The organism is Acetobacterium wieringae (assembly GCF_001766835.1).
Lineage (GTDB): Bacteria > Bacillota > Clostridia > Eubacteriales > Eubacteriaceae > Acetobacterium > Acetobacterium wieringae.
The window spans coordinates 28133-50115 of sequence record NZ_LKEU01000039.1; the positions used below are offsets into that span (position 1 = coordinate 28133).

Annotated in this window: 26 protein-coding genes and 2 riboswitches; of the genes, 4 read left to right on the forward strand and 22 right to left on the reverse strand. The window is 41.0% G+C overall.

Features of this window, described 5'->3' with window-relative positions:
- Window positions 1-5 precede the first annotated feature (5 nt).
- The 14 genes from ACWI_RS14775 to ACWI_RS14820 form a co-directional block, all read right to left on the reverse strand.
- The gene (locus ACWI_RS14775) at window positions 6-926 is read right to left on the reverse strand and encodes a hypothetical protein (RefSeq protein ID WP_070372215.1); all 921 of its coding nucleotides are present in this window, start codon (window positions 924-926) and stop codon (window positions 6-8) included.
- 21 nt (window positions 927-947) lie between these two features.
- Window positions 948-1295, reverse strand: a complete 348-nt coding sequence (locus tag ACWI_RS14780) for a DUF192 domain-containing protein (protein ID WP_070372216.1) — start codon at window positions 1293-1295, stop codon at window positions 948-950.
- A gap of 12 nt (window positions 1296-1307) precedes the next feature.
- Window positions 1308-2222, reverse strand: a complete 915-nt coding sequence (locus ACWI_RS14785) for a type II secretion system F family protein (protein WP_070372217.1) — start codon at window positions 2220-2222, stop codon at window positions 1308-1310.
- 32 nt (window positions 2223-2254) lie between these two features.
- On the reverse strand, window positions 2255-3187 hold the full coding sequence (locus ACWI_RS14790; RefSeq protein ID WP_070372218.1) for a type II secretion system F family protein: 933 nt from the start codon (window positions 3185-3187) through the stop codon (window positions 2255-2257).
- Window positions 3188-3210: 23 nt separating this feature from the next.
- Window positions 3211-4554, reverse strand: a complete 1344-nt coding sequence (locus ACWI_RS14795; RefSeq protein WP_070372219.1) for a TadA family conjugal transfer-associated ATPase — start codon at window positions 4552-4554, stop codon at window positions 3211-3213.
- 30 nt (window positions 4555-4584) lie between these two features.
- Entirely contained in the window at window positions 4585-5736 is a 1152-nt protein-coding gene (locus ACWI_RS19495; protein ID WP_070372220.1) for a CpaE/TadZ family protein, read from the reverse strand.
- 54 nt (window positions 5737-5790) lie between these two features.
- Complete coding sequence (cpaB, locus tag ACWI_RS14805) at window positions 5791-6468, reverse strand: Flp pilus assembly protein CpaB (protein ID WP_070372221.1); 678 nt, start codon at window positions 6466-6468, stop codon at window positions 5791-5793.
- Between the two features lie 68 nt (window positions 6469-6536).
- A complete protein-coding gene (locus ACWI_RS14810) occupies window positions 6537-7571 on the reverse strand; it encodes a pilus assembly protein TadG-related protein (RefSeq protein ID WP_070372222.1) in 1035 nt (344 codons plus the stop codon).
- Window positions 7572-7982 (reverse strand): TadE/TadG family type IV pilus assembly protein, encoded by a 411-nt coding sequence (locus ACWI_RS14815; RefSeq protein WP_070372223.1) that lies wholly within the window; start codon window positions 7980-7982, stop codon window positions 7572-7574.
- Window positions 7983-8155: 173 nt separating this feature from the next.
- On the reverse strand, window positions 8156-8323 hold the full coding sequence (locus ACWI_RS18580; protein WP_084633730.1) for a Flp family type IVb pilin: 168 nt from the start codon (window positions 8321-8323) through the stop codon (window positions 8156-8158).
- Window positions 8324-8369: 46 nt separating this feature from the next.
- A complete protein-coding gene (locus ACWI_RS18585; RefSeq protein ID WP_084633730.1) occupies window positions 8370-8537 on the reverse strand; it encodes a Flp family type IVb pilin in 168 nt (55 codons plus the stop codon).
- A 59-nt stretch (window positions 8538-8596) separates the two neighbouring features.
- Window positions 8597-8764 (reverse strand): Flp family type IVb pilin, encoded by a 168-nt coding sequence (locus ACWI_RS18590; RefSeq protein WP_084633731.1) that lies wholly within the window; start codon window positions 8762-8764, stop codon window positions 8597-8599.
- A gap of 52 nt (window positions 8765-8816) precedes the next feature.
- Window positions 8817-8984 carry a Flp family type IVb pilin gene (locus tag ACWI_RS18595; RefSeq protein WP_084633732.1) on the reverse strand — a complete coding sequence of 56 codons (168 nt, stop codon included), beginning with the start codon at window positions 8982-8984 and terminating at the stop codon, window positions 8817-8819.
- Between the two features lie 54 nt (window positions 8985-9038).
- Entirely contained in the window at window positions 9039-9716 is a 678-nt protein-coding gene (locus ACWI_RS14820; protein WP_070372224.1) for a prepilin peptidase, read from the reverse strand.
- Window positions 9717-9795: 79 nt separating this feature from the next.
- Window positions 9796-9880, reverse strand: a riboswitch (cyclic di-GMP riboswitch).
- A gap of 79 nt (window positions 9881-9959) precedes the next feature.
- A riboswitch (cyclic di-GMP riboswitch) is annotated at window positions 9960-10044 on the reverse strand.
- Between the two features lie 485 nt (window positions 10045-10529).
- Between ACWI_RS14820 and ACWI_RS14825 the strand changes: the two genes are divergently transcribed.
- Complete coding sequence (locus tag ACWI_RS14825; protein ID WP_070372225.1) at window positions 10530-10868, forward strand: DUF2325 domain-containing protein; 339 nt, start codon at window positions 10530-10532, stop codon at window positions 10866-10868.
- A complete protein-coding gene (locus ACWI_RS14830) occupies window positions 10865-11422 on the forward strand; it encodes a DUF3793 family protein (protein ID WP_070372226.1) in 558 nt (185 codons plus the stop codon). Before ACWI_RS14825 ends, ACWI_RS14830 begins: the two co-directional genes overlap by 4 nt.
- Window positions 11423-11529: 107 nt before the next feature.
- Here the strand turns inward: ACWI_RS14830 and ACWI_RS14835 are convergent, their stop codons facing one another.
- The 8 genes from ACWI_RS14835 to ACWI_RS14870 all read right to left on the reverse strand — a co-directional run bounded on the left by ACWI_RS14835 (window position 11530) and on the right by ACWI_RS14870 (window position 19656).
- Entirely contained in the window at window positions 11530-14457 is a 2928-nt protein-coding gene (locus tag ACWI_RS14835; RefSeq protein WP_070372227.1) for an EAL domain-containing protein, read from the reverse strand.
- Window positions 14458-14546: 89 nt separating this feature from the next.
- Window positions 14547-15713: an MFS transporter gene (locus tag ACWI_RS14840; protein WP_070372228.1), complete on the reverse strand. Its 1167-nt coding sequence runs from the start codon at window positions 15711-15713 to the stop codon at window positions 14547-14549.
- A 202-nt stretch (window positions 15714-15915) separates the two neighbouring features.
- Window positions 15916-16305 (reverse strand): VOC family protein, encoded by a 390-nt coding sequence (locus ACWI_RS14845; protein ID WP_070372229.1) that lies wholly within the window; start codon window positions 16303-16305, stop codon window positions 15916-15918.
- A 45-nt stretch (window positions 16306-16350) separates the two neighbouring features.
- The gene (recO, locus tag ACWI_RS14850; protein WP_070372230.1) at window positions 16351-17103 is read right to left on the reverse strand and encodes a DNA repair protein RecO; all 753 of its coding nucleotides are present in this window, start codon (window positions 17101-17103) and stop codon (window positions 16351-16353) included.
- Between the two features lie 20 nt (window positions 17104-17123).
- On the reverse strand, window positions 17124-18020 hold the full coding sequence (era, locus tag ACWI_RS14855; RefSeq protein ID WP_070372231.1) for a GTPase Era: 897 nt from the start codon (window positions 18018-18020) through the stop codon (window positions 17124-17126).
- A gap of 20 nt (window positions 18021-18040) precedes the next feature.
- Window positions 18041-18412, reverse strand: coding sequence for a diacylglycerol kinase family protein (locus tag ACWI_RS14860; RefSeq protein WP_139142388.1), 372 nt, complete (start codon window positions 18410-18412; stop codon window positions 18041-18043).
- Between the two features lie 46 nt (window positions 18413-18458).
- Window positions 18459-18926 (reverse strand): rRNA maturation RNase YbeY, encoded by a 468-nt coding sequence (gene ybeY / locus ACWI_RS14865; protein WP_070372233.1) that lies wholly within the window; start codon window positions 18924-18926, stop codon window positions 18459-18461.
- Window positions 18927-18948: 22 nt separating this feature from the next.
- Window positions 18949-19656, reverse strand: a complete 708-nt coding sequence (locus tag ACWI_RS14870; protein ID WP_070372234.1) for a histidine phosphatase family protein — start codon at window positions 19654-19656, stop codon at window positions 18949-18951.
- A 131-nt stretch (window positions 19657-19787) separates the two neighbouring features.
- On the opposite strand from ACWI_RS14870, the gene ACWI_RS14875 reads away from it, so the two are divergent.
- The gene (locus tag ACWI_RS14875; RefSeq protein WP_070372235.1) at window positions 19788-20717 is read left to right on the forward strand and encodes a DMT family transporter; all 930 of its coding nucleotides are present in this window, start codon (window positions 19788-19790) and stop codon (window positions 20715-20717) included.
- A 77-nt stretch (window positions 20718-20794) separates the two neighbouring features.
- The gene (locus tag ACWI_RS14880; protein WP_070372236.1) at window positions 20795-21865 is read left to right on the forward strand and encodes an NAD(P)H-dependent flavin oxidoreductase; all 1071 of its coding nucleotides are present in this window, start codon (window positions 20795-20797) and stop codon (window positions 21863-21865) included.
- Window positions 21866-21983: the final 118 nt, after the last annotated feature.

Consider the following 21983-nt stretch of genomic DNA (forward strand, 5'->3'; position numbering starts at 1 on the left):
TTTTTTTACCGGCTTTGAATCGTATCGATCAGTAACATGTTTTTTAGTGTTATGAAGTCGTTACCCTCTGTCTCGATCAGATGCAACGAATTGATCATGTTTTCTGAGAGCTTAGCCAGGGTTATCTGATGATTCTTTATGAACGCATCCGTTTTTGACTGATACGTAGAAATTGCTTGCTGAATCTTCTGATTGGCAGTTTCCTCCAGTGTTGCTATTTGCGCTTTGAGGAGCATCACTTCATCGGATAGTTGTTCATTCGTTTTGATTAACTGATTATTTTCAGTGAGTAACGCACTGCGTTCTTTAAGAATGTCCTCATACTGATATTTTAGGACATCCTTTTCCGGCAGCTGTTGATCAGCCGAACCGCTTGCTGGTGTTATCTCGCTCAGATTGGTGCTGGCATAGGCTTCAAGTTCAGTACTTAACTCCCGAACCATCGCCTTAAGCTGATCCAGTTGCGCTTTCATTTCTTGGCTTTCCTGCTCATAACTCAAGTATTCTTCGAGTTTAGTTTGTGAGTTGATGGCGGCGTCGCCAGGATGCGTATCAATAACTTCAACCGGTTGCGGCACCGGGTTAATACTCAGTTCATTAACCAGGCGATTCAATTCTTCGTTTTCTCTTTTTAATGCATCAATTTGATTTGCCATTTCACCTTTTGAACTTTTACAGAGATTATACATTTCGCCGTATTGATCCCGTTCCTGTTTTAACATCGTTATCATGGCAGCGTATTCTTCAAGTCGATTATTAAAGGATTCCTCGGCACTGCTTAAGCTATCGGTTAGATTGTCAATATACTCGGTGACCTGTTTTTTGTTGTATCCGCCCATTTCTTTTCCAAAAGATAATTTTGTTTTTGATTTTACTGACTTATCTCTGAGCTCATCTAAGGTTAGTTGTTCGGATTTTTTTGCCATGGTTTATTATACCTTTCTAAATTACTGACTGACGACAAGACGCTGATTGATTTCCAGGTGATATTTTTGACAGGAGCCCGATTGAAGCTCCAGTACCCAGTAGGCATTTTTAACATGGGGACTGACTTTTCCCGGCCTCATGTGGTGTTCCAGATGCAGGATCTTGCCATCTTTTGAGAAAAAGATCACATCAATCGGAAATTTCATCCCAAAGGTATGAACCTGATTGCATTTTTTGAGTAAGAGTCCCTGGTTATCAGCTAATTCGGTGGTTCTTAATAAACCGACCAATCGGGTGACGAAGTTATCTGCGACTTGTATTTCACTAAACAGGAGTGTGTCATTTTTAAAAATACGACATGTTTTCATTTATTATACCCCTTAACCAAACTGTTTAACAAGCTGTAAAATTGTTGGCCCCAAAAGAACGATAAACAGTACCGGAAGAACGAAAAAAACCAGAGGAATCATCATTTTGACTGGTGCTTTCATGGCTTTTTCTTCGGCTCTTTGTCTTCTTTTTATCCGCAATTCTTCGGATTGCGCTTTCAAGACATGATTAATGGGAATTCCCAATTGTTCCGCCTGAATAATTGAACCCACAAAGGTTTTTAATTCTTCAACCGAATTACGATCAGCCAAGCTTTTGAGGGCATCTTTGCGGGGCTTTCCATAGTTAATTTCAGAATGAACAATATTCAGTTCGGCAACCAGAACGCCACTTAAACGCTCGCCAATTTTAATAAGCGCCGAATCAAAACCCAGTCCCGCTTCCATGGTGACACAAAGGATATCCATAATATCCGGCAATTCATTGGAAATTGCGCCTTGACGTTTGTTTATTTTGAGTTTTAAAAAAACAACCGGTGCGATAATTCCCAATAACATACAGACGAAAACAAATAATAATTCATTTAAAATATTCCAGCGGGTGAACAAAGTTATAAAAAATGCACCAATAAAAAAGCCACCAAAAACAATAATCCGGATCGCATTGTATTCATTGACGGCAAGCTGAAGTCCGGCGAGTCTGAGATTTGTCTCGGTTTTTTTATTTGTGGCACTCCCTTTTTGGGGAAACAGTGATGATATTTTTTTAATTAACGATTGGTAAATGGGCAGAATGACCCGTTGAAAAAAAGGTTTCTCAAACTCATCATCAAGATCATTTTTGTTTCTTTTTTTAATCGAACCGAGTCTTTTCCTTTTGGTATCGGCAATGCTCGCCTGATTGTAAAACATGATTAGAATCAGGATAAAAATCAGTGATGAAACACTGATCACCAAAAAAAACATCTGCGTCACCTCATTTCTTTACGATTTAATCGTCAAAATTTTATATTGACGATTCTTCGGATAATCAGATAGCCAATTACTTCCATTACAATAGCAATGACTACCATGGCAATACCGAGATTGGATTCAAAGAATATGGTTACATAATCGGGATTAAATAACAAAAACACAAGTATAATTACCAAGGGCATTAAACCCACCACAAGACCTGAGGTTCTGGCAGTTGCTGTCAAAACTTTGATCTCATTTTTTATTTTAAACCGTTCTTTGATGGTTCCCGAAATATTGGTTAAAATTTCTGAGAGATTCCCGCCGGTCTGGCGCTGTATCAGAATTGCTGAAACAATCATCATGAAATTCTGACTGCCAATTTTGTCAGATAACCGGGTTAAAGACGTTTCAATGGAGCTGCCTAATTTTAACTCCTTAACAACCCGGCCAAATTCTTCCGAAATGGGGTTTGGCATTTCAGTTGATATGCTGACTAACGCCTGCTGAAAGGTGAGACCAGCTTTCAAACAACTGCTCATGATACTGATGGCATCAATTAGTTGCTGTTCAAACAGTTCGACTCGAGTTGCCCGTTTTTTATTCACATAAAGCGGCGGTACCAATAACCCAAATAGCAGTAAAATAATTGAAAAAATAATATTGCCGCCCAGCATAAACACCAGGGTTGAGGGAATCATCGACAAGCCAATCCAGAGAAGCAGAAATTCAGAAGGTCGGATCAGAATACCAGACATTGACAAATCATTTTCCAGTTTTTTAAGCACCTTGTGTTTGGATTTTTCCCGACTTTTTCGGGCTTTTTTTAAATTTGTCAAGTCGGTTGCACTCAGGCTTGTCAGGCCGTTAAACCGCTTTTGCATCTGGCGTTGATCCGCTGAAATGGCGTAAAGCAACAGCAATACCAGAAAAAATACTGTAAGCATCATTAATAAGGTGACGATGATCGCATTCATTGCATTACTCCGTATAAACTCATTTACTCGATGAACCAATCATCATTAATCATTACACCATTATGAGCAATTTTCTCTAAACATCGGGGCTTGATCCCCATGCTTTTAAAGCGTCCTTTGAATTTTCCATCGGTGTCCAATTGTCCGGTCATTTCATAGCTGAAAATGTCCTGCATAACAATGACATCTCCTTCAAGACCCGTAACCTCTGTAATATTTACCACCTTTCGGGTTCCATCCCGGAGTCGTGATTGCTGGATGATGATGTCAATGGCTGAGGTCGTCTGATCTCGGATTGCCCGCAACGGCAAATCCATCCCTGACATCAAAACCATCGTCTCGATACGAGACAGAGAGTCTCTTGGTGAATTGGCATGAATGGTGGTCAATGAACCGTCATGGCCAGTGTTCATAGCCTGAAGCATATCGATGGTTTCTGCCGAACGAACCTCTCCGACAATGATCCGATCCGGCCGCATTCGCAGGGCATTGACGACCAGTTCCCGAATTGAGACCTTTCCTCGTCCTTCCAGATTGGATGGTCGACTTTCCAGGGTAATCACATGATCCTGTAACAGCCGCAGTTCGGCCGAATCCTCAATGGTGATAATCCGTTCGTTATCCGGAATAAAGCTGGAAAGCACATTGAGCATGGTTGTTTTCCCGCTGCCGGTTCCACCGGATACAATAATATTCAGTTTGCCCTTAACACAGGCTTCCAAAAACGACAGCATTTTTTTTGATATTGATCCAAAACCCAATAATTGATCAGTGGTAATTGGTTTTTTGGAGAATTTTCGAATGGTAATAACCGGCCCGACCAGAGAAAGCGGTGGAATCACCACGTTGACCCGGGAACCATCTTTTAACCGGGCATCGACCATCGGACTGGACTCATCGATGTGACGGCCTACCGAAGATACAATCCGGTCAATCACGTTCATCACATGCTGATTGTCCTTGAAAACCACCGGCGATAATTGAATCTTCCCTTTTTTTTCAATATAGACCCGGTTATAACCGTTAACCATGATCTCGGAAATATCCGGATCATTTAAAAGCACTTCCAGCGGTCCATAGCCGATAATCTCATTGAGTAATTCTTCGGTAATACGGCTGCGATCCAGGCGGTTGACATTTTCCGCTTCAACCGCCATGACATTTTCCAGGATTCGCAGGATTTCGATGGGATTTTCTTTGCCGACCGTGTCAACCTTACTGCTATTGATTTCATTAATTACTTCCTGGTGAACCCGATTTTTCAGATCCTGATGAATATCAACATGGATAATGTCTTTTTTCCCTTCTTCCTGGGCCTTGTCTTTTTGTCCCAGCCGTTGTTGTTCCATTCTTTCCAGCAGTCCCATTTTTTTACCTCTTTTATCGATTCTTTCTTTTTAACTGACTCGATGGTCAATGGTATTGACGATATATTGGGCCAGCTTTTTTAGGTTTTTGCTAATTTCCGACTTCGGTGCGTCCAAGACAATGGGGATTCCCTTATTATGAGCAGTCGTTGCTGTCTTGAAATCAAAAACGATGGTGTTCTTGACTGGTTCATTTAAAACCCGCTGCATATCTTTTAAGCTGATCAATCCCTTTGTTAACCGATTGATTACCAGTTCCGTTTTTTCTTTCTGTTGCAGGGACTCAAGAATATTAAGAGTAATTTTGGTATTGCGCAAGGTTGAGATATCCTGAACAGTTACCAGAAGTACCAGGTTTGAATTCTCTATGGCAGCCATGGTAATGTCACTAAACACCGGTGCGGTATCAATCAGAATATAGTCATAAAAGGGCCGCATCGTATTAATCATGGTTTCGATGTTTTTAGGGGTTACATATTCGGCATACTCGGGGCTTTTGGGGGCACAGACAATGCTGACCCCGGAAAAATGCAAGGCCATCATCCGTTTGATGGCGTCAATATCACCGGCATCGTTGCCCTGGGATAATTCGGAAATAGTATCCTTCGGGTCAATATCAAAGTACACATTGACATCCCCAAATTGGAGATCAGCATCGATTACCGCGACCTTCTTGCCCATTTTTGCCAGCGATACCGCTAAATTTATGGCAATGGTTGTCTTGCCAATCCCGCCTTTGGCACCAAATACCGTGATAATCCGGGATTGCATATTATTGGATGCCGTGATATCCGCATTTTCCAGACGGGATTTTTCCATGTAATGAGCCAATTCGATGTTTTCCTGTAACGTTTCAGCATCAATGGGGAACTGCAGTACTTTGCGGATCCCGGCCAACATGACTTTCTCGATCGTGCTTACATCAAAACGGTCACAGATAAGAATTACGCTACATCCGGGAATTCGGATATATATTTTTTCAGCCAAATCAATGGCTGCTTTGTAGTCGTCTTCACATTGAATAATCAACACATGGGGTTTCAAACTGATGGCTTTCTCCAAAACATTTTCATCCTGTTTTGAGAAACCAATAAATGCCACGCGGTCGCTGCGAAGCAGGCTTTTAATTTCATAGATCCGATTGTCATTATTTCCGACAATCATTACCTTTATCTTTTCCATGGCGTTTACCCCATTTTATTCTATAGTATATAAATTATTAGTCGTTAATGCCGTTTAGTTTAAAGGCATGAAGGGCTTTGGTCCTAATATGGCCTTATCAACCGGCGATCGGAGTACCAGGCGATACTTAGTCGTTTGATCGATCGACAACGCATAGGTAATTTTTTCAACCTCAGCTACCGGAATCGATACCGTCACCGAAGTGTATTCCCCGCCTTTGTCACCGGTGCTTTTGGGGCCAATTTCCAGAATTTCAATATTTTCGACAACATACTGTGAAACGACATCTTTTTCTTTTGTGATCCAAATTGTGACAAGATCAACATGATCCCCCTTGGTTAAATACCCGCCTACCCCTTTTTCTTCATCGACCAGAATGGTCAGGGCCCGGTAATTTGGTTCGATGGCATAGGATAAATTATTATTTTCCTGATTGGTATCACTTAAACGACTGGTCAGGATCTGTTCATTAGCCTCAATGTTTTCCTTGGTGATTCGCCCCAGAACATCCTCCGGATTGGCAATTGACAGTTGGTGAACCATCTCAATGGGTATTTCTTCGGTCGTTAGCATCTCTTTTTCAATGACGGTTCCTTTGGGAATGGCTTGAGTTGCCAAAACAACGGGCTGTGTCGCCTGGTCTTTGCCTTTTTGCAGAGAGATTGCAAATTGAAAAACTGCAAATCCGGTGATCACCGATACGATCAATGCAATTATTACGAGTTTTTTCATCGATTTCTCCATTCAACTGATTAATGGGTTTATAAATGGTATTTACCCAAAATACCGGTAATTATTAATTATTCGGAAAGGATCAAATTATATAATCCAAAATCCCCATCGGTTCCTTCCCCGACGTTACTTCCTGAAGAAGCGCCATTTGACACCATATTTAAGAATGAACCAGTGATTTCACCTTTATCAGTTTGATTTTCCAGAAGAAACGCGGCAAATCCCTCTACTACAACGGTTTGTTTATCAACCGTATACGAGTAAATGGGCACCTTGACAATTCTCGGGCATGTCGGTTCGAAATTATCAGTAGTGCAGCCAACACCGCCGCTGAGCGCACCAAAATGGGTACAACCGTTGTAACGTTCATCAAAGCCCTGAAAAGTAGGTCCTTCCATGTTTCCCATTTCTTTTAAGAGAACATCGCCAACACTGATTTCACCGGCATAACCCTGGGTAATCCAAATCCGATAATCGCTGGCCCCCCCTCCTTGGCCATCGAGATCAAGTGCTCCAAAAAAGGATGGGGAATCGCTCCAAACATTTTTTTCCCCGTATTTCAAAGTTACGTGCGTCAGGTTATTGCTGGCCAACCTTAATTCCATTTCCTCTTTCGTCAAGCCAATTGGTGCCACCCCAGTGGTTCTGATAACTGGCGACAGTTTTGCCACAGCCGTTCGGGTAAGGTCCAAATAATCGACTCCAAATATTTTGGCAAAATACATCGGTACCGTATTATCAACAGTAACACGAATTTCAGTATATTGACCATTACTGATTTTCCCCAGAATGACATCCTCAGGCGTTAAATCCGGAAAACCATTAAGATCGGCATAATTAATGGCACTCTCTTTAATCTGATTGACCTTGGTGGTGTTTCCCGTTTCGATGGGTAGTAACCGCCCGGATGAATATACGGCTGCATCCGCAGCTTTTTGCTGTTCTCCAGTACTTAAAAACGCCAACCCCAGATCGATTACCAATGCCAGCATTCCCATAATAAATACCATCGAAACGGCCACAATAATCAACGCATCACCTTGTTCGGATTTTTTTATCTGTCTATAGGGAAATTTTTTTAATAAGTTCATTATCTGTCTCATTTACTCCACCTTCATGGTACAGGATGAAGAAAGATTCATGGTTTCACCCTGAACAAAAACACCAACAATTGGAGTCAATATATTCACATCATCGCTGATAACGATGATTACATCACCAAGACGGGGGTTTGATGTATTTGTAAACGTGATGCTGATGTCTACAGTGTCGGCAATGTTCTCAGGAGCAATTGTCCGAATATGCTCTTCAATTGCTGTCTTACTGGTTGAATGAACGATTGCATAGCGTGCGCCTTCTCTTGCGGCATAATCAATACTGTTCTGATTCATAAACAGCCAACCAAAATCGATAATTGCGCACAAAATCATAATCAAAATTGGCAGGGTGATAGCAAGCTCAACAATTGCTTGCCCGTCTTCTTTTTTAAACCGTTTGATTATGTTTGCAAACATTTTTCCTCCCTGATCATTCATCCTGAAGATCTGATTTATTTAACTGTAACTGGAGCAGATCGTTTAACCGACTAAAAAAGGCATATTGATTACGTCCGGCAGAAATCTCCACTTTGACGTTGCCAATATGCCACTGGTTTCTTCACAGTAAACACAATAACTACCTGTAGGCTTTATGCTGCTAATTGGGTTCCAATATCCGTAAAAAATTGACCGATTTGAGGGCCCAGTAACCAGATGGCAGCAATGGCAGCCAATGCAATCCCGGCAATAATCAGACCATATTCAACCATACCCTGTCCATCTTCTTCTCTGATCATGCGTGATAATCCGTTTTTCATTTTATTTTCTCCTTTTAATTTAGTATCTTCAATAAATTATTATCGTTTATGCAGCTAATTGAGTACCAATATCGGTAAAGAATTGACCGATTTGTGGACCCAGTAACCAGATGGCAGCAATGGCAGCCAATGCAATCCCGGCAATAATCAAACCATACTCAACCATACCCTGTCCATCTTCTTCTCTGATCATGCGTGACAATCCGTTTTTCATCTCTTTCTTCTCCTTTATATTTTATGATTCGTGCTTAATTTTTTAAATAGTCTACTTCATTATGCCGCCATCTGCGTTCCGATATCCGTAAAGAACTGACTGATTTGTGGTCCCAGTAGCCAAATGGCGGCAATGGCAGCCAATGCAATCCCGGCAATAATCAAGCCATACTCAACCATACCCTGTCCGTCTTCTTCTATGATCATGTGCATTAATTGATTTTTCATTTCAGTTTCTCCTCCAATATTTTATATTTGTTAGTCAAACTAATTAGCGTAATTATGCTGCTAACTGAGTGCCGATATCTGTAAACATTTGCCCGATTTGCGGCCCCAATAACCAAATGGCAGCAATGGCAGCCAATGCAATCCCGGCGATAATCAAGCCATATTCAACCATGCCCTGTCCATCTTCTTCTCTGATCATGCGTGATAATCCGTTTTTCATTTTTTCTTCTCCTTTTTAATATTTTTTACGTATTGTTACCAAGTTTACCTCGGTTTAAAACAACATTCCAAACTCCATCAGATAATTTGTGTTGATAAGGTTCAAAATTAATACGGATACAAAACTGGAAGCCATAAACGGTCCCAGGGCAACCTTTGATTTTAAATTACCTTTTCTTCTAATGATCAGGTAAGCTGTGTAGATCATCAGAAAGAAAGTCATTATCATAATCGCAGAAATTATTCCATAAACGCCCAAACAAAAACCAACCGCAGCGGCATATTTTACGTCTCCCCAACCAGCGCCCTTTCCAATTATTGCTGGTAAAAAGAATATAATAAAACCAATTACTAAACCAAAGATATTCATCCCAATACTGGTAATCGGCTGCCCGGTAATGATGAAGGCACCGCCCACGAATATCGTCATTAATACCAGCTCATTGGGAATTTTTTTAATGCTGATGTCGACAGCAGAAAGAATGACACAGATTGAAAAGAGCAACATACATTCCAGTGTTTTTGGTTCAAGTCCGTTGAGCTTTACAAAGACCAACCAGATGATTGCATTAAGCATCGCCCAAAAGATTGTATCTGTAACACTGCCGGATAACTGATGGTTGGTTAAGGTCTTGACTCGCTGACTGATTAAATAATCAGTCGTTTTTTTCATAAATACTCCCATCACTGCTCCAATTATAAAAACTTCTGCAGTTATCAGTAATTGATCCATCAGTATCCTCCATTCGTTTTTTGCAATAAAAAAGCAACGATTTACTCGTTGCAATTAAGGCGAATTAAATACACCTATAATCTGCAACTGGCTGTCATATAAATACTTATTTAGACCCTATAGCTTTGCGTCCTTACCTTTCGATAAGTTTGCCAAATATTAAATTGACCAACAACTGAATCGTATAGAATAAAAAAACAACGCATTGACACGTTGCATTATAATCATCATTAAAAAATGTGGTTGTGCAACTGGCTGTCATATAAATAATTACTTAGACCCTAAAGCTTTGCGTCCTTACCTTTCGATAAGTTTGCTAAATATTCTATTGGCATCATGATAAGGCATATATTATCAATTGTCAAGTGAATATTTTGCGAATTATTTTTTTTATTATATTTGCAGCAGTAATATTTTGCTCAAAATACTTTAGATTACTGCTGACATTAAATATAAGATATTCATTATATGCGCCGATGTTTCTTGTGCATCACTCGACTTTTGATTAATATTGTTGTGCAATTTTGTGATATTATTATCAATCATCAATTGTATTATAATAATCTAATGTTGCAGCCGTTTTTTTGATGATCAATGTTATTTCGCGAAAACTGTTAATCAATATAAAGTCAATGCTTAAAATATTGTATGTTGATTTATGCGGTATAATATTTAAATATGAGCTTTGTAGTCAGCCATAAAAACCAATAATAATTCCTTAATAAATGTTTAAAAATAATTGACAGCTGCTCCGAATTGTGATAAGTTATAATCAGTTAGATATAACTAACACAAGGGGATGGAGGGCACCAAATGAGCATTGTTATTATTGGCGGAAATGATCGCATGATTTATCAATATAAAGATTTATGCAAAGAATATGATTGTCGGGCTAAGGTTTTCACCCAAATGCAGGGTGCAATGAAAAAAAAAATCGGCGTCCCAGATTTGATTGTATTATTTACTGGGACGGTTTCGCATAAAATGGTAAACTGTGCGACCGATGAGGCAAAAAGACTAAATTTGCCCCTGGCACGGTCACATAGCAGCAGTTTGGCTGCATTACGAAACATTCTGGAGGAGCATTGTGCTCAATGTAAGAATTGCGATGGCTGTGTTTTAAAATCGCATACCCGGAAGATGTCGTCATGAACAAGTTCGAGAGAGAATTGATACGCCACTGTTCGCCTACATTAGCCGGAATGAAAACTGGTAATTTATTCAGTTATCCATTTACCAGCTATTGCCAACTCGCAGAGCAGCTGGAGCAGTGTAATAATACGTTGAATGCTCGTGGGGTTTATCTGGAGGTACTGAGGATAAATGCCAGTCGGGTTTTAATCTATGTTTATCGTCAAAGTCGACTGCTCAAAGACTTTTCATGTCCGCGGGTGGACAGCTTTCTTCAGGACATTGGTTATCGTACCGAGGATTTGAAATCTTGTCTGGAATTTTTATCCAAGCGGATTCAAGATTCCAGCGAATTTCCCCACGAGATTGGCTTGTTTTTAAGTTATCAGTTTGAAGATGTTCAGGGATTTATCGAGCATGAAGGAAAAAATTGTAAATATTGTGGTTGTTGGAAAGTATATTGCAATGAAAACGAAGCAATCAAACTTTTCAACAAATATAAAAAATGTACGCAAGCTTACTATCGACGATTGCTCAGTGGGTCATCACTTAGGAGATTGACTGTTGCTGCCTAACTAAAAATTTGACTGTTGTAATTGCTCTGTCAAAGGCCATCCATTTGCTATTGGCAAAAATGGATGGCCTTCTTAAATAATTTTGTTTTTATCAATGATTTATGGGTTTAATTTTCATCAGTTATTTCAAAGATATGATTAAAAATATTTTCTATCGCTGCTGAATCCAGCGGTTTACTGAAAAGATAGCCCTGAATATAGTCACAACCGCCACGCTTTAATTGCCAATATTGATCCCAATCTTCAATCCCCTCTGCGGTGATTTCTAGCTTTAGACTATGTGCCAATGAAATTAGACTATCCATGACCTGATTGTTTTTGAGGTTTAGAAACTTATCATTGATGGATTTATCCAATTTAACCTTATCCACTGGTATATATGTCAGGTAATTCAGAGACGAATAGCCGGTACCAAAGTCATCCAGGGCGATTTTGAAACCAGCATCTTTTAATCCCTGCAAAAAAGACATCGTTTCAGTATCATTCTCCAGCAGAATGCTTTCTGTAATTTCGATTTCAATCATTTCTGGTTTAACTGCATGAGTCCTTATGAGTTGTCCCAGATACGCGATAAAATTTTTATCCTTCAATTGTTTACTGGAATAATTAATCGCAATTATTTTTTCTCCGAGCCCCATATCTCGCCACTTCGCAAATTGTTCAATCGCAGATTTAGCTACCCAACGCCCAATATTAATAATCAGCCCCGTATCTTCTGCAACTGGGATAAATTGATCTGGTTGGATATTATGATCTTTAAATCGCAATAATGCTTCGAACCCATGGATTTGAGCTGAGCACAAGTCGACTTGCGGCTGATAGAGAAGTTTGAAGCCATCTGTTTCTAAGGCTTCTCGAATAATCGCTTCTATTTCGATTCGGGTATTTATAATGTCTTTCATTTCAGAGTAATAAAAGATGTAGTTGTTTTTACCGCTATGTTTAACATGATACATCGCTGTATCGGCATTCATTATAATTTGATTGATGTCACAACTGTCTTCCGGAAAACAGGTTAAGCCCATACTGATATTGATATTATTGGCTTTGCCGTTGAGTACAAATGCTTTATCAAAGGCTGCTTTTATAATTTGAGCGAAATTTTCAACTTCTTGCGTTCCATTAACATTTTTTATTAAAATCAGGAACTCATCTCCGCCAAAACGGGAAACAAACGTCTTTTCATTGGAAAGGTCACTGAGTCGATGAGCAATCATTTTTAAGATCTCATCACCATAGACATGTCCCTGGGTATCATTGATCGCTTTAAAGTTATCGATATCAAACAATAAAACGGCGCCAGGTTTGCCAGATTCCAGTGCATCCGCAAGTTTTACTAAAAAGCTCATTCGATTTGGCAAATCGGTTAAAAAATCATGGGTAGCAAGGTATTCAATATAGTCCTCCTGTTCCTTCATTCGTGTCGTGTCCATGAGAATTCCATGAATTTGTTTAATAAGACCATTGCCCTGTGATATTCCTCTGCCCCGGAATAGTAGCCATTTTACTTTATTATTCTCATCGTTAATGGGAATCTGAATATCAATTTCATTTTTACGCCCAGCACAGTAGGACTGTATTTCGGATAATAATCTGTTTTTGTGTTCCGGATCGGTTAATCGACTCAATAAATCTTCAAATTTTTCGTTTTCATTGGGGATTCGACTGACATAAGAAAAGTTATCAGATATCAGAATTTCATTAGTATCTAAATCCAATTCCCAAACTGCACTATTTGTAATTTCTGTCGCAATGGCATATTTCTGATTCAGGATTCCGACTTCTTTGAGACTTTTTTCAATGACCTCATACTGAGATCTCAATTTGTCTTCAGTTTTTTCAAGATGATCATTGGTTATTTTTAGACTCTCATAACTTTCCTGTAATTGTTTTTGAATGGCACGTCGTTTTAAATTATCGACGATAAGAATTAATGAAACAGTCAAAAGAAAAAGTATCAGAACCCCGATGCTAACAAAAATTTCCCGATATTTTTCCAGAGGCGAGGGTTCTTTATTAATTAATACAGCATTTTTGGGAATCAGCGACTCGGGAATATTGAATTTTTTAATGAGATCATAATCAAATATATAGTAATAGGGTGTATCCTCAATAAGACCCATTGATTCCACGGACTTGCCATTTAATATATCCATGATTAAATTGCCAGAGATCCGTCCAAAGGCCTCGTAGTCAATCAGTTTTCCGCCCAATATGCCTTCACCAATTCCGCCAATACTGGTTCGATAGACCGGTATGGTGGTATTATCTTTCAAAAACTGATACTGATCGTTTAAGTCTTTGACAACACCGTTTTTGTCCTGGTTCATACTCAGGTATAAAAGAATTGCATCGTCATTAAGATTTTTAAGCACTTCCCCAAACTCAGCAAAGGTATAATCCGATACGTTTAAGACCCGAAAATCAAGATCACTAAATTCACTTTGAGTGGCCAGAAATTGCCCCTGATCACCTTGTCCGGTCAGGGATGAGTCCACAATACCAATAACTTGAGAAGCTTTAGGATTGAATTTTTTGGCGATTTTAATCGTTTCGACCATTGAAAATTTCTCGAACATTCCAGTAAAGTAAGGGCTTTCGGCCGCAACTTTCCCCCGCTCGAAATCATTAATTCCGAAAAACACCACCGGTATTTGGGGAAACAGCGTATCGTGATGATCGATTATAAACTGTAAGGCATTATCATCCCCAACGAGCACGGCGTCATAAGGCGGCAGATTTTTTAATTTATAAGCTAGATTTTCATAAAACAGTTGTTTATTCTCTGCAGTATCAAGCCGCTTTGTATCCATATATTCAATATCCAGACTGACTTTCTCATCAAGCGCAGACTGAATCCCCTTAATTTGCAGCGGAACCGTTGGAAAATTTTCACTGTATGAACTGATAAACAACACCCGCTTATTCTCATTAAGGGCATGGCCAATCATTGGAAAATAGAACAATAAAACCAGGCTCGTAAAAACAACTCCCCATATTGCTGTAATGGTGATTTTTTTTAAATGATTTCTCATGGTGAGCTCTCCTTTACTTCGATCAATTCGTACGAATCCGGTACAGATAAGGATTTGATAATTTCTAAACTTCGATACGATGCATAATTCTATTGCGGCTTATTTAAAACAAATCGACGACTCATTGCAAATACTACTGCCAATAGCAGCAAGCAAAGTGATGCGATCATAAACTTGATACTTATATCACTGTCAGGGATCTGGAGCGATATCCAATCAAAGATTAAGGGTGAGACAAACATTCCTAAATTGACCGCTGCCGTTACCAATGCAATGGCAGTGGATTGATTCTCTTTTCTTACTACGTTGGCGGCCAGATAAATTCCTGTTGGCATAACAACACCAATTCCAAATCCGATAAAAAGAGCGGCAACACAGATACTGACTAACGATCCCAGAAAAAATATTAGGCTCATCCCCAGTCCCACAACTGCGATTCCGACGGTTATTGTCATTGTTTTTAGGCGGTGGATGATATGGCTGTAACGAAAACCGGTGATCATTCCGGCTGCTGATATCAGGGTGTTGATGATACCGCTAAGCGTCGCATCCCCATAGCCCTTGCTCACCACCAGCAGCGCTATGTTAGTCTGAAAAACAAAAAAGCAGCTGCCAAATAAAAAGATGATCAGGGCAATAAAATAGACGGTACCATTTAGTTTTTCAGTACGATTTCTTGCTTTTAGTTGGGTCGCTGGAAGCGGCTGATCATGGGGCAAATATTTTATGACAATCACAAGAACCGGTAGAAAAGCCAGATAAACCAGATAAGCTCCATTCCATTTTATATTAGCCAGCAAACCGGAAGTAAACAACAGCACCATACTACCGCCATTAAGAAAAGCCGATTGGAGTCCCATCATCGCCCCGCTTTCTTCGCCAGAAAAATAAACGGTGATTAAGGCCAGAGTTATTGTTGCATTAATTCCTTGACCGACACCAATCAAAACACTGGAAAGCCATAAATATTCAATCGCCAGCGGCCCCAGTATCAATCCCATCAATCCACCAGAGAGCCCGCAAGTTAGACTAAAAATCACAAGACTCTTTTTTGAGATCCGCATTGAGAGTGGACCTGCAGCAAATGCAAAAATCACCCCCAATAACGCCGGTAGGGTCAAAACCATTTGAATCATGGTTTCTGACACATTGGGGTAATGCTGTTCGATATCGGCAAGAATGGCAGAAGCGGTCATTGATATCATTAAAAGTGATGCAACTGATAAAATAGCCAGTTTGATTCGTTTTTTCTCCAATTGCGACTCCATATCTCAGTACAAATTAGAATAGTATTTTAATATAATTCTTACCCCCGATAGGATCAAATATTCGAAGGTTCTAGCCTGATAATGCTTTTCATTTCGGATGATGACAATCGTTTTTCATAGCCCCCTTTCACTTAACCAGAAATTAGTTAAAAAAAAGAGAGGTGCTCCCTCTCTTATCATGGCAAACTTTTTACTTCCGGATGATTTCAATTTTATAACCGTCCGGGTCAGTAATAAAATAATACCGGGGTTTACCATCGCCGCTTAAACCTTTTGGCTCAGTGGGTTGATAGCCTTTTGCGTCGTGCGCAGCCCATGATGCCTCAAGGTCATCAACCATGACGGCTAAATGACCGTAGGCTGTACCCAAATCATAGGGAACAACCTGACCATAGTTATAGGTCAGTTCCAACTGATGACCGTTGGGATCGCCGTCGCCTAAAAACACCAGCGTAAACTCATAGGTCGGTTCGTCCCGTCGTCGTACTTCCTCAAATCCCAGCGCTTCTTTGTAAAACGCCAGAGAGCGGTTTAAATCCAATACCCGAATCATTGTATGCGCCATTTTGTAGTTTCCCATCATAATCTCCTTTTTAATTTATATTTTTCGTATTTTCCAACTGATTTAGGGGTTGAGCATGGTTTTATAAAAAGCATAGGCTTTGGAAGATTTCCCGATGCAACAGCTGATATAATGATCCAGCAGATCACTAAGTTTTAGGGCTTCAGCTGGGTCGATCTCCCGGTCTTTGAGCTGTTTAATCGGTTGTTTTAAAAAGTCCCGGAGCAGTTCCAGCATGGCTGGGCTTAGCTTATAGAGATAGCCCGGGCTTTGTTCCCGGCAGTTACGGCAGACAACACCGCTTTGTTCAATACTGAAGTGGCTTAACGCCTGATCATGCTGACAACCCATGCACGTCTCCAGAACAGGACGATAGCCTAAGTAGCTAACCAGCTTCATTTGAAAGGCTCCGACCAGAACCAGGTCGTTTCTGGCTTTGCCACCAGAAATGTAGTACAACACATGGAGCAGTAATTTTAATATCTCTGGACTTTTCTGATAAAATTCGTAGGCGTTATACATCAAGTCCAGTAAATATGAAGCCAGGGCCATTTTGGTCAGATCATTCCGCAAGGGATAAAAGGCTTCAATTAAGTTCGACTGATTGATAATGCCAAAATTCTTGCCGGGATAATAGACAAATTCACTATAAGCAAAAATTTGAGTGCTGGCTAAATGGCCGCTTTTCTGGCGGCGAACGCCTCGGGCGATGCATTGGATCTTGCCCTCATCTTCGGTAAAAATGGTCAGAATCTTATCCTGTTCTTTGTAGGGCTGTTCCCTGATGACCAGGCCTTTTGTTTTAATCAGTGCCATATTGCTCCAAACGGAAAGATTTATTCAAAATAGCCTAAATCTTTCAGATCAAAATTCTTATCCCGCCAATCCGTGCGAACCTTCACCCAAAGCTGCAGATTGATTTGGGTTTTGAGGAAAAATTCAATATCTTTACGGGCTTGTGAGCCAATCTTAGTCAGCATCGAGCCACCCTTGCCGATCAGGATGCCCTTGTGCGTTTTGCGCTCACAGAAAATGGTTGCTTCAATGTCAATGATATCCTTCCCTTTTCGGGGTTTCATGGCTGTCACTTCGACAGCAATACCGTGGGGAACCTCATCATTTAATAGGTTAAGGATCTTTTCTCGGATCAGCTCCTGGACAATCCAGCGTTCGGATTGATCAATAATCATATCAGCGGGGAAAAACATCGGACCCGGACTGAGCAGGTCGGTTATCAGATCCAGCAGTTCTTTAACACCATCTCCGGTAACCGCCGAAATCGGAATAATGGCTTTAAGGAAATCGTATTTTTGATATGCCGCAATGGTGATTAGCAGTTCTTCTTTGGGCAACAAATCAATTTTGTTGATGACTAAAACAACCGGGGTCTTGCTGGCTCCCAGCTTCTCCAGAATATATTGATCGCCGGGCCCAATTTTTGTTTCGGGCTCAACCAGGTATAAAACCACATCCACATCAGCAACGGTATTTTCCGCCGCTTTTTGCATGTAGTCACCTAACCGGTTTTTGGGACGGTGCATTCCCGGAGTGTCAATAAAAACCATCTGGGCCTGCTCATCGGTATAAATACAACGAATTGCATTGCGGGTGGTTTGGGGTTTGGCCGAAGTAATCACCAGTTTCTCCCCCATAATATTATTAAGCAAGGTCGATTTTCCGACATTCGGACGACCGACGATACTGATAAAGCCGGATTTAAAGTTTTTGTTCATGATTCACATTCTTTCTCTGGTTAAAAAAACCAATTGATAATTTTTGGTAAAAAGATAATCAGCCCCACGCATATTGACATGATGGCTGCTACCATTACGGCTCCGGCGGCGGTGTCTTTGGCAACCTTGGCCAGATGATGGTATTCTTCGGTATAAAGGTCCACCAGGGTTTCAATGGCGGTATTGATAATTTCGAGGATAAAAACAAAGCCAATTACAATCACCAACGCCAGCCATTCATAGTTTTCGATTTTAAAAACAAAACCGCAAGCCACTGCCAATAAACCGATGCCAAAGTGAATGCGCATATTCGGCTGGGTTTTGAGGGTGTATAAAATACCTTCAATGGCAAAAGAAAAACTCTTTTGTAGCTTTCGTCTGATCGTCCCCACCTCCTGATTCATTTGATTGATGGAAGGATTCTAATTGAGCAAGGCTTTAGTCGTCACCCATAATTTCTTTTTCAATGCGACGCATCACCGATTTTTCATCATCTTTCAGATGGTCATAACCCAACAGGTGCAATACACTGTGCACCGACAGATAGGAAAGCTCCCGGGTCAGGGTATTTCCGTATTCTTTGGCCTGGGCTTTTGCCTGCTGGATGCAGATAACAATATCACCGAGTAACAAGGGCAAAAACGGATTGTCTTTGATAATTGACTCCCGATTATTCATGAAATCTTCATACATCGGAAAGGACAGGACATCGGTGACAGAATCTTTATCCCGGTACTCCCGATTCAGATCTCTTATTTCGGAGGTGCTGACAAATGAAAAACTCACTTCACACTCCACCTCAATTTGCTGGTGAAGGAGCGTTCGTACCATTGCATCTTCGACCTCTTCCAATACCGTTTCATCAATTTCAAAATCACTACGGTTATCATAAGCGACTACAAGCATTTTAGTTCCTCTCTGACTTATATTATTTCTTTTTTTTATGGGCTGCTTTGGCTTTCGCTTCGGCTCGTGCAGCCGCCCGCATGGCAGATTTTTTGGCATCCGTCAAGGGGGTTGGGTGTGGGATCAGTTCATCATAGGGTGGTGTGGTCATATGGGATAGCATTCCAAAGCCGTGGTTATAATCAATCATCGTGATGCTGCCCAATTTAATGTCAAAATGCCATTTACAGTCCAGCGGCAGATTCAGCATATTGGTCAACATGCCGTGGATCGTACCACCGTGAGCCACCATCAGAACCGTTTCGCCTTCGGTCAGTTCGGTTAAAAATTCGGCGCAAAGATCATGATATTCCCGTTGGCTCTGACCCTGAGGGACTCTGTAATTTATATAATTTGCCATCCATTGATCCCACTCAGACTGGAAAATTTCGATGCATTCGTCCCGGGTTTTTCCTTCAAAGATCCCGAAGTTGAATTCACGGAGGCGGTGATCGACTTGAATCTCTTTCCCGGTTACTGCGCCCACTGCCTGGGCAATTTTGTAAGCCCGGGTCGTTGGACTGGCAAAGATTTTATCAAATGACAGTTTCTTATCCAAGGCAATCAGTTCTTCCACCAGAATTTCTTTCATGGCCTCGCCCCGGGGCGTATAATCGGATTCGGTGTGACCATTGAGGCGATGTTCCACATTTCCAAAAGTTTCTACATGTCTAACCAATACAAGTTTCATTTATTCGTCCTTATGTGATTTATATATTTCTTCTCTATTATAACTCATTTTAATCGGGGAAACCAAAATATTTTTGCCATCTCTGATTAATTTAGTTATAATTAAACCAGAACCTGAGAAAGGATATCATCATGGAAAAAATAAAAAAACAAGCACTCTTTGCTGATCTGGGGCTGGTAGCAGTGGCTTTTGTCTGGGGCAGCGGTTTTGTTGCGTCAAAAAATGCTCTGGACTCCATGTCACCGATGATGTTGATGACGGTCCGATTCGCCGTTGCTTCCCTGTTATCCGGATTTATTTTTCGGAAAAATTTAAAGAACCTCTCAAAGGATACAATTAAGGCCGGTTGTGTGATTGGCTTTTTTCTATTCACTGCTTTTGCCGCCCAGATGATTGGTCTGCAATATATGCTGGCCGGAAAACAGGCCTTTTTAACGGCGACCAATGTAATTATGGTGCCCTTTATTTACTGGGCCGTTAAAAAACATCGGCCGGATCAGTATAATTTTGTAGCTGCCTTTATTATGCTGTTGGGGCTGGCCCTGTTGACCATCGATTTTTCGGTTGGCTTTTCTTTTAATCCCGGGGATGCCCTTACCCTGCTCTGTGCCTTATTATACGCCTGTCATATTGTCGTGGTGGGGATTTACTCAAAAGAACATGATCCTTTTGCTCTGACAGTGATTCAACTGGGTTTTGCGGCAATCGTATCCTTAGCCTATGTTTTACTAACTGGCGAATTTACCCTGGCAATCCCGATACCCGGACTTATCAATGGCTTGTATCTGGGGATATTCTGTACCTTCCTGGCATTTTTGGGACAGACGATGGCCCAAAAATATACCAATTCCACCCATGCCGCCATTATCCTTAGTCTTGAAGCGGTCTTTGGCAGTCTCTTATCGATCATGATCCTTGGCGAGGATTTTACGTTGATGATGTTTTTGGGCTGTCTGGTTATTTTTATGGGCATCCTCACCGCTGAAACCAAGTGGTCCTTTTTAAAAATAGCATTTCTTAAAACAAAACGGGATAACCCGGAAAAAATCACCGAGATTTAGCTTTTTCTTTACAGATTAATTCGCAATATGCTATGATTACCTCCAATCGCAAGAATAATTGCAAAGGAGGTTTTTTTTTGAAAACTCAATTTAATATTGGAAATCTGGAATTTTCCAAACCGATTGTCCAGGGAGGCATGGGGATCGGTGTTTCGCTTTCTAATCTGGCCGGTCATGTCTCAAAACTTGGCGGACTCGGTGTTTTATCGGCAGTGGAAATGGGTAGTGATTACCCTGACTATAAAAAAAATCCCAAGCTGGCCAATCGACAAGCAATGACGGATCACTTTAAACGAGCCAAAGCGATATCCGGCAATCGGCCCATTGGAATTAATATTATGGTGGCCTTGACCCAATACGAACAACTGGTTAAAGATGCTGTGCAAACCGGATATGATATCATTTTTGCCGGAGCAGGCCTGCCCTTAACCCTGCCGGAACTGACCCGCAATTCCTTAACCAGGATTGCTCCAATTATTTCATCCAAGCGGGTAGCCAAGCTGATCTTAAAACACTGGTGGCGCCACTACGAAGTTGCTCCCGATGCCATCGTTCTGGAAGGTCCCCTGGCGGGCGGTCATTTAGGTTTTAAAAATGAAGATCTGACTCCCCAGCGGTTGGCTGAACAGGCGCTACCAGCATTAATTCCCGGCGTATTGGAAGAAATCAAACCCTATGAGGATCTGGTTGGACGACACATCCCCCTAATCGCCGGTGGTGGAATTACTACAGCAGCCGATGTTCGGGAAACGCTGGCAGCTGGTGCCGATGCCGTTCAGATTGGTTCCCGCTTCGTCACCACCGACGAATGTGATGCCTCACAGGCCTTTAAAGAAGCCATGGTTAAAGCAACCAAAGCCGACATTGAGATTATTGTCAGTCCTGCTGGTTTGCCAGGCCGGGCCATTCACAACCGCTTTCTGGAAGAAGTCAAAGCTGGATTGCGGCACCCCAAAAACTGTCCCATTAACTGCATCAAGAGTTGTGACTATAAAACGGCACCCTACTGTATTGGTTTGGCACTGATTGCCGGTAGAAAAGGTGATCTCGATAACGGCTATGTTTTTTCCGGGGCCAACGCCTATAAGATCTCAGAAATCACTACCGTGGAAGCCTTAATGTACGAATTAACCAGTGAGCTTGGTTAAAAAGTCGTTTTTAGAGAGCTGTAAAGTCTTAAGAGCTTCTAAGAAACTGTCCAGAGCCAGAGCTTTTCTTGACAAATATTTTTTTAGCGCTATAATTAGTTAGACAATCTAATAAATA

What these genes read in the sequence shown, in the direction of transcription:
- ACWI_RS14775 (WP_070372215.1), bottom strand. Translation starts at nt 926, where the DNA reads ATGGCAAAAAAATCCGAACAACTAACCTTAGATGAGCTCAGAGATAAG.
- ACWI_RS14780 (WP_070372216.1), bottom strand. Translation starts at nt 1,295, where the DNA reads ATGAAAACATGTCGTATTTTTAAAAATGACACACTCCTGTTTAGTGAA.
- ACWI_RS14785 (WP_070372217.1), bottom strand. Translation starts at nt 2,222, where the DNA reads ATGTTTTTTTTGGTGATCAGTGTTTCATCACTGATTTTTATCCTGATT.
- ACWI_RS14790 (WP_070372218.1), bottom strand. Translation starts at nt 3,187, where the DNA reads ATGAATGCGATCATCGTCACCTTATTAATGATGCTTACAGTATTTTTT.
- ACWI_RS14795 (WP_070372219.1), bottom strand. Translation starts at nt 4,554, where the DNA reads ATGGGACTGCTGGAAAGAATGGAACAACAACGGCTGGGACAAAAAGAC.
- ACWI_RS19495 (WP_070372220.1), bottom strand. Translation starts at nt 5,736, where the DNA reads ATGGAAAAGATAAAGGTAATGATTGTCGGAAATAATGACAATCGGATC.
- cpaB (WP_070372221.1), bottom strand. Translation starts at nt 6,468, where the DNA reads ATGAAAAAACTCGTAATAATTGCATTGATCGTATCGGTGATCACCGGA.
- ACWI_RS14810 (WP_070372222.1), bottom strand. Translation starts at nt 7,571, where the DNA reads ATGAGACAGATAATGAACTTATTAAAAAAATTTCCCTATAGACAGATA.
- ACWI_RS14815 (WP_070372223.1), bottom strand. Translation starts at nt 7,982, where the DNA reads ATGTTTGCAAACATAATCAAACGGTTTAAAAAAGAAGACGGGCAAGCA.
- ACWI_RS18580 (WP_084633730.1), bottom strand. Translation starts at nt 8,323, where the DNA reads ATGAAAAACGGATTATCACGCATGATCAGAGAAGAAGATGGACAGGGT.
- ACWI_RS18585 (WP_084633730.1), bottom strand. Translation starts at nt 8,537, where the DNA reads ATGAAAAACGGATTGTCACGCATGATCAGAGAAGAAGATGGACAGGGT.
- ACWI_RS18590 (WP_084633731.1), bottom strand. Translation starts at nt 8,764, where the DNA reads ATGAAAAATCAATTAATGCACATGATCATAGAAGAAGACGGACAGGGT.
- ACWI_RS18595 (WP_084633732.1), bottom strand. Translation starts at nt 8,984, where the DNA reads ATGAAAAACGGATTATCACGCATGATCAGAGAAGAAGATGGACAGGGC.
- ACWI_RS14820 (WP_070372224.1), bottom strand. Translation starts at nt 9,716, where the DNA reads ATGGATCAATTACTGATAACTGCAGAAGTTTTTATAATTGGAGCAGTG.
- ACWI_RS14825 (WP_070372225.1), top strand. Translation starts at nt 10,530, where the DNA reads ATGAGCATTGTTATTATTGGCGGAAATGATCGCATGATTTATCAATAT.
- ACWI_RS14830 (WP_070372226.1), top strand. Translation starts at nt 10,865, where the DNA reads ATGAACAAGTTCGAGAGAGAATTGATACGCCACTGTTCGCCTACATTA.
- ACWI_RS14835 (WP_070372227.1), bottom strand. Translation starts at nt 14,457, where the DNA reads ATGAGAAATCATTTAAAAAAAATCACCATTACAGCAATATGGGGAGTT.
- ACWI_RS14845 (WP_070372229.1), bottom strand. Translation starts at nt 16,305, where the DNA reads ATGGGAAACTACAAAATGGCGCATACAATGATTCGGGTATTGGATTTA.
- recO (WP_070372230.1), bottom strand. Translation starts at nt 17,103, where the DNA reads ATGGCACTGATTAAAACAAAAGGCCTGGTCATCAGGGAACAGCCCTAC.
- era (WP_070372231.1), bottom strand. Translation starts at nt 18,020, where the DNA reads ATGAACAAAAACTTTAAATCCGGCTTTATCAGTATCGTCGGTCGTCCG.
- ybeY (WP_070372233.1), bottom strand. Translation starts at nt 18,926, where the DNA reads ATGCTTGTAGTCGCTTATGATAACCGTAGTGATTTTGAAATTGATGAA.
- ACWI_RS14870 (WP_070372234.1), bottom strand. Translation starts at nt 19,656, where the DNA reads ATGAAACTTGTATTGGTTAGACATGTAGAAACTTTTGGAAATGTGGAA.
- ACWI_RS14875 (WP_070372235.1), top strand. Translation starts at nt 19,788, where the DNA reads ATGGAAAAAATAAAAAAACAAGCACTCTTTGCTGATCTGGGGCTGGTA.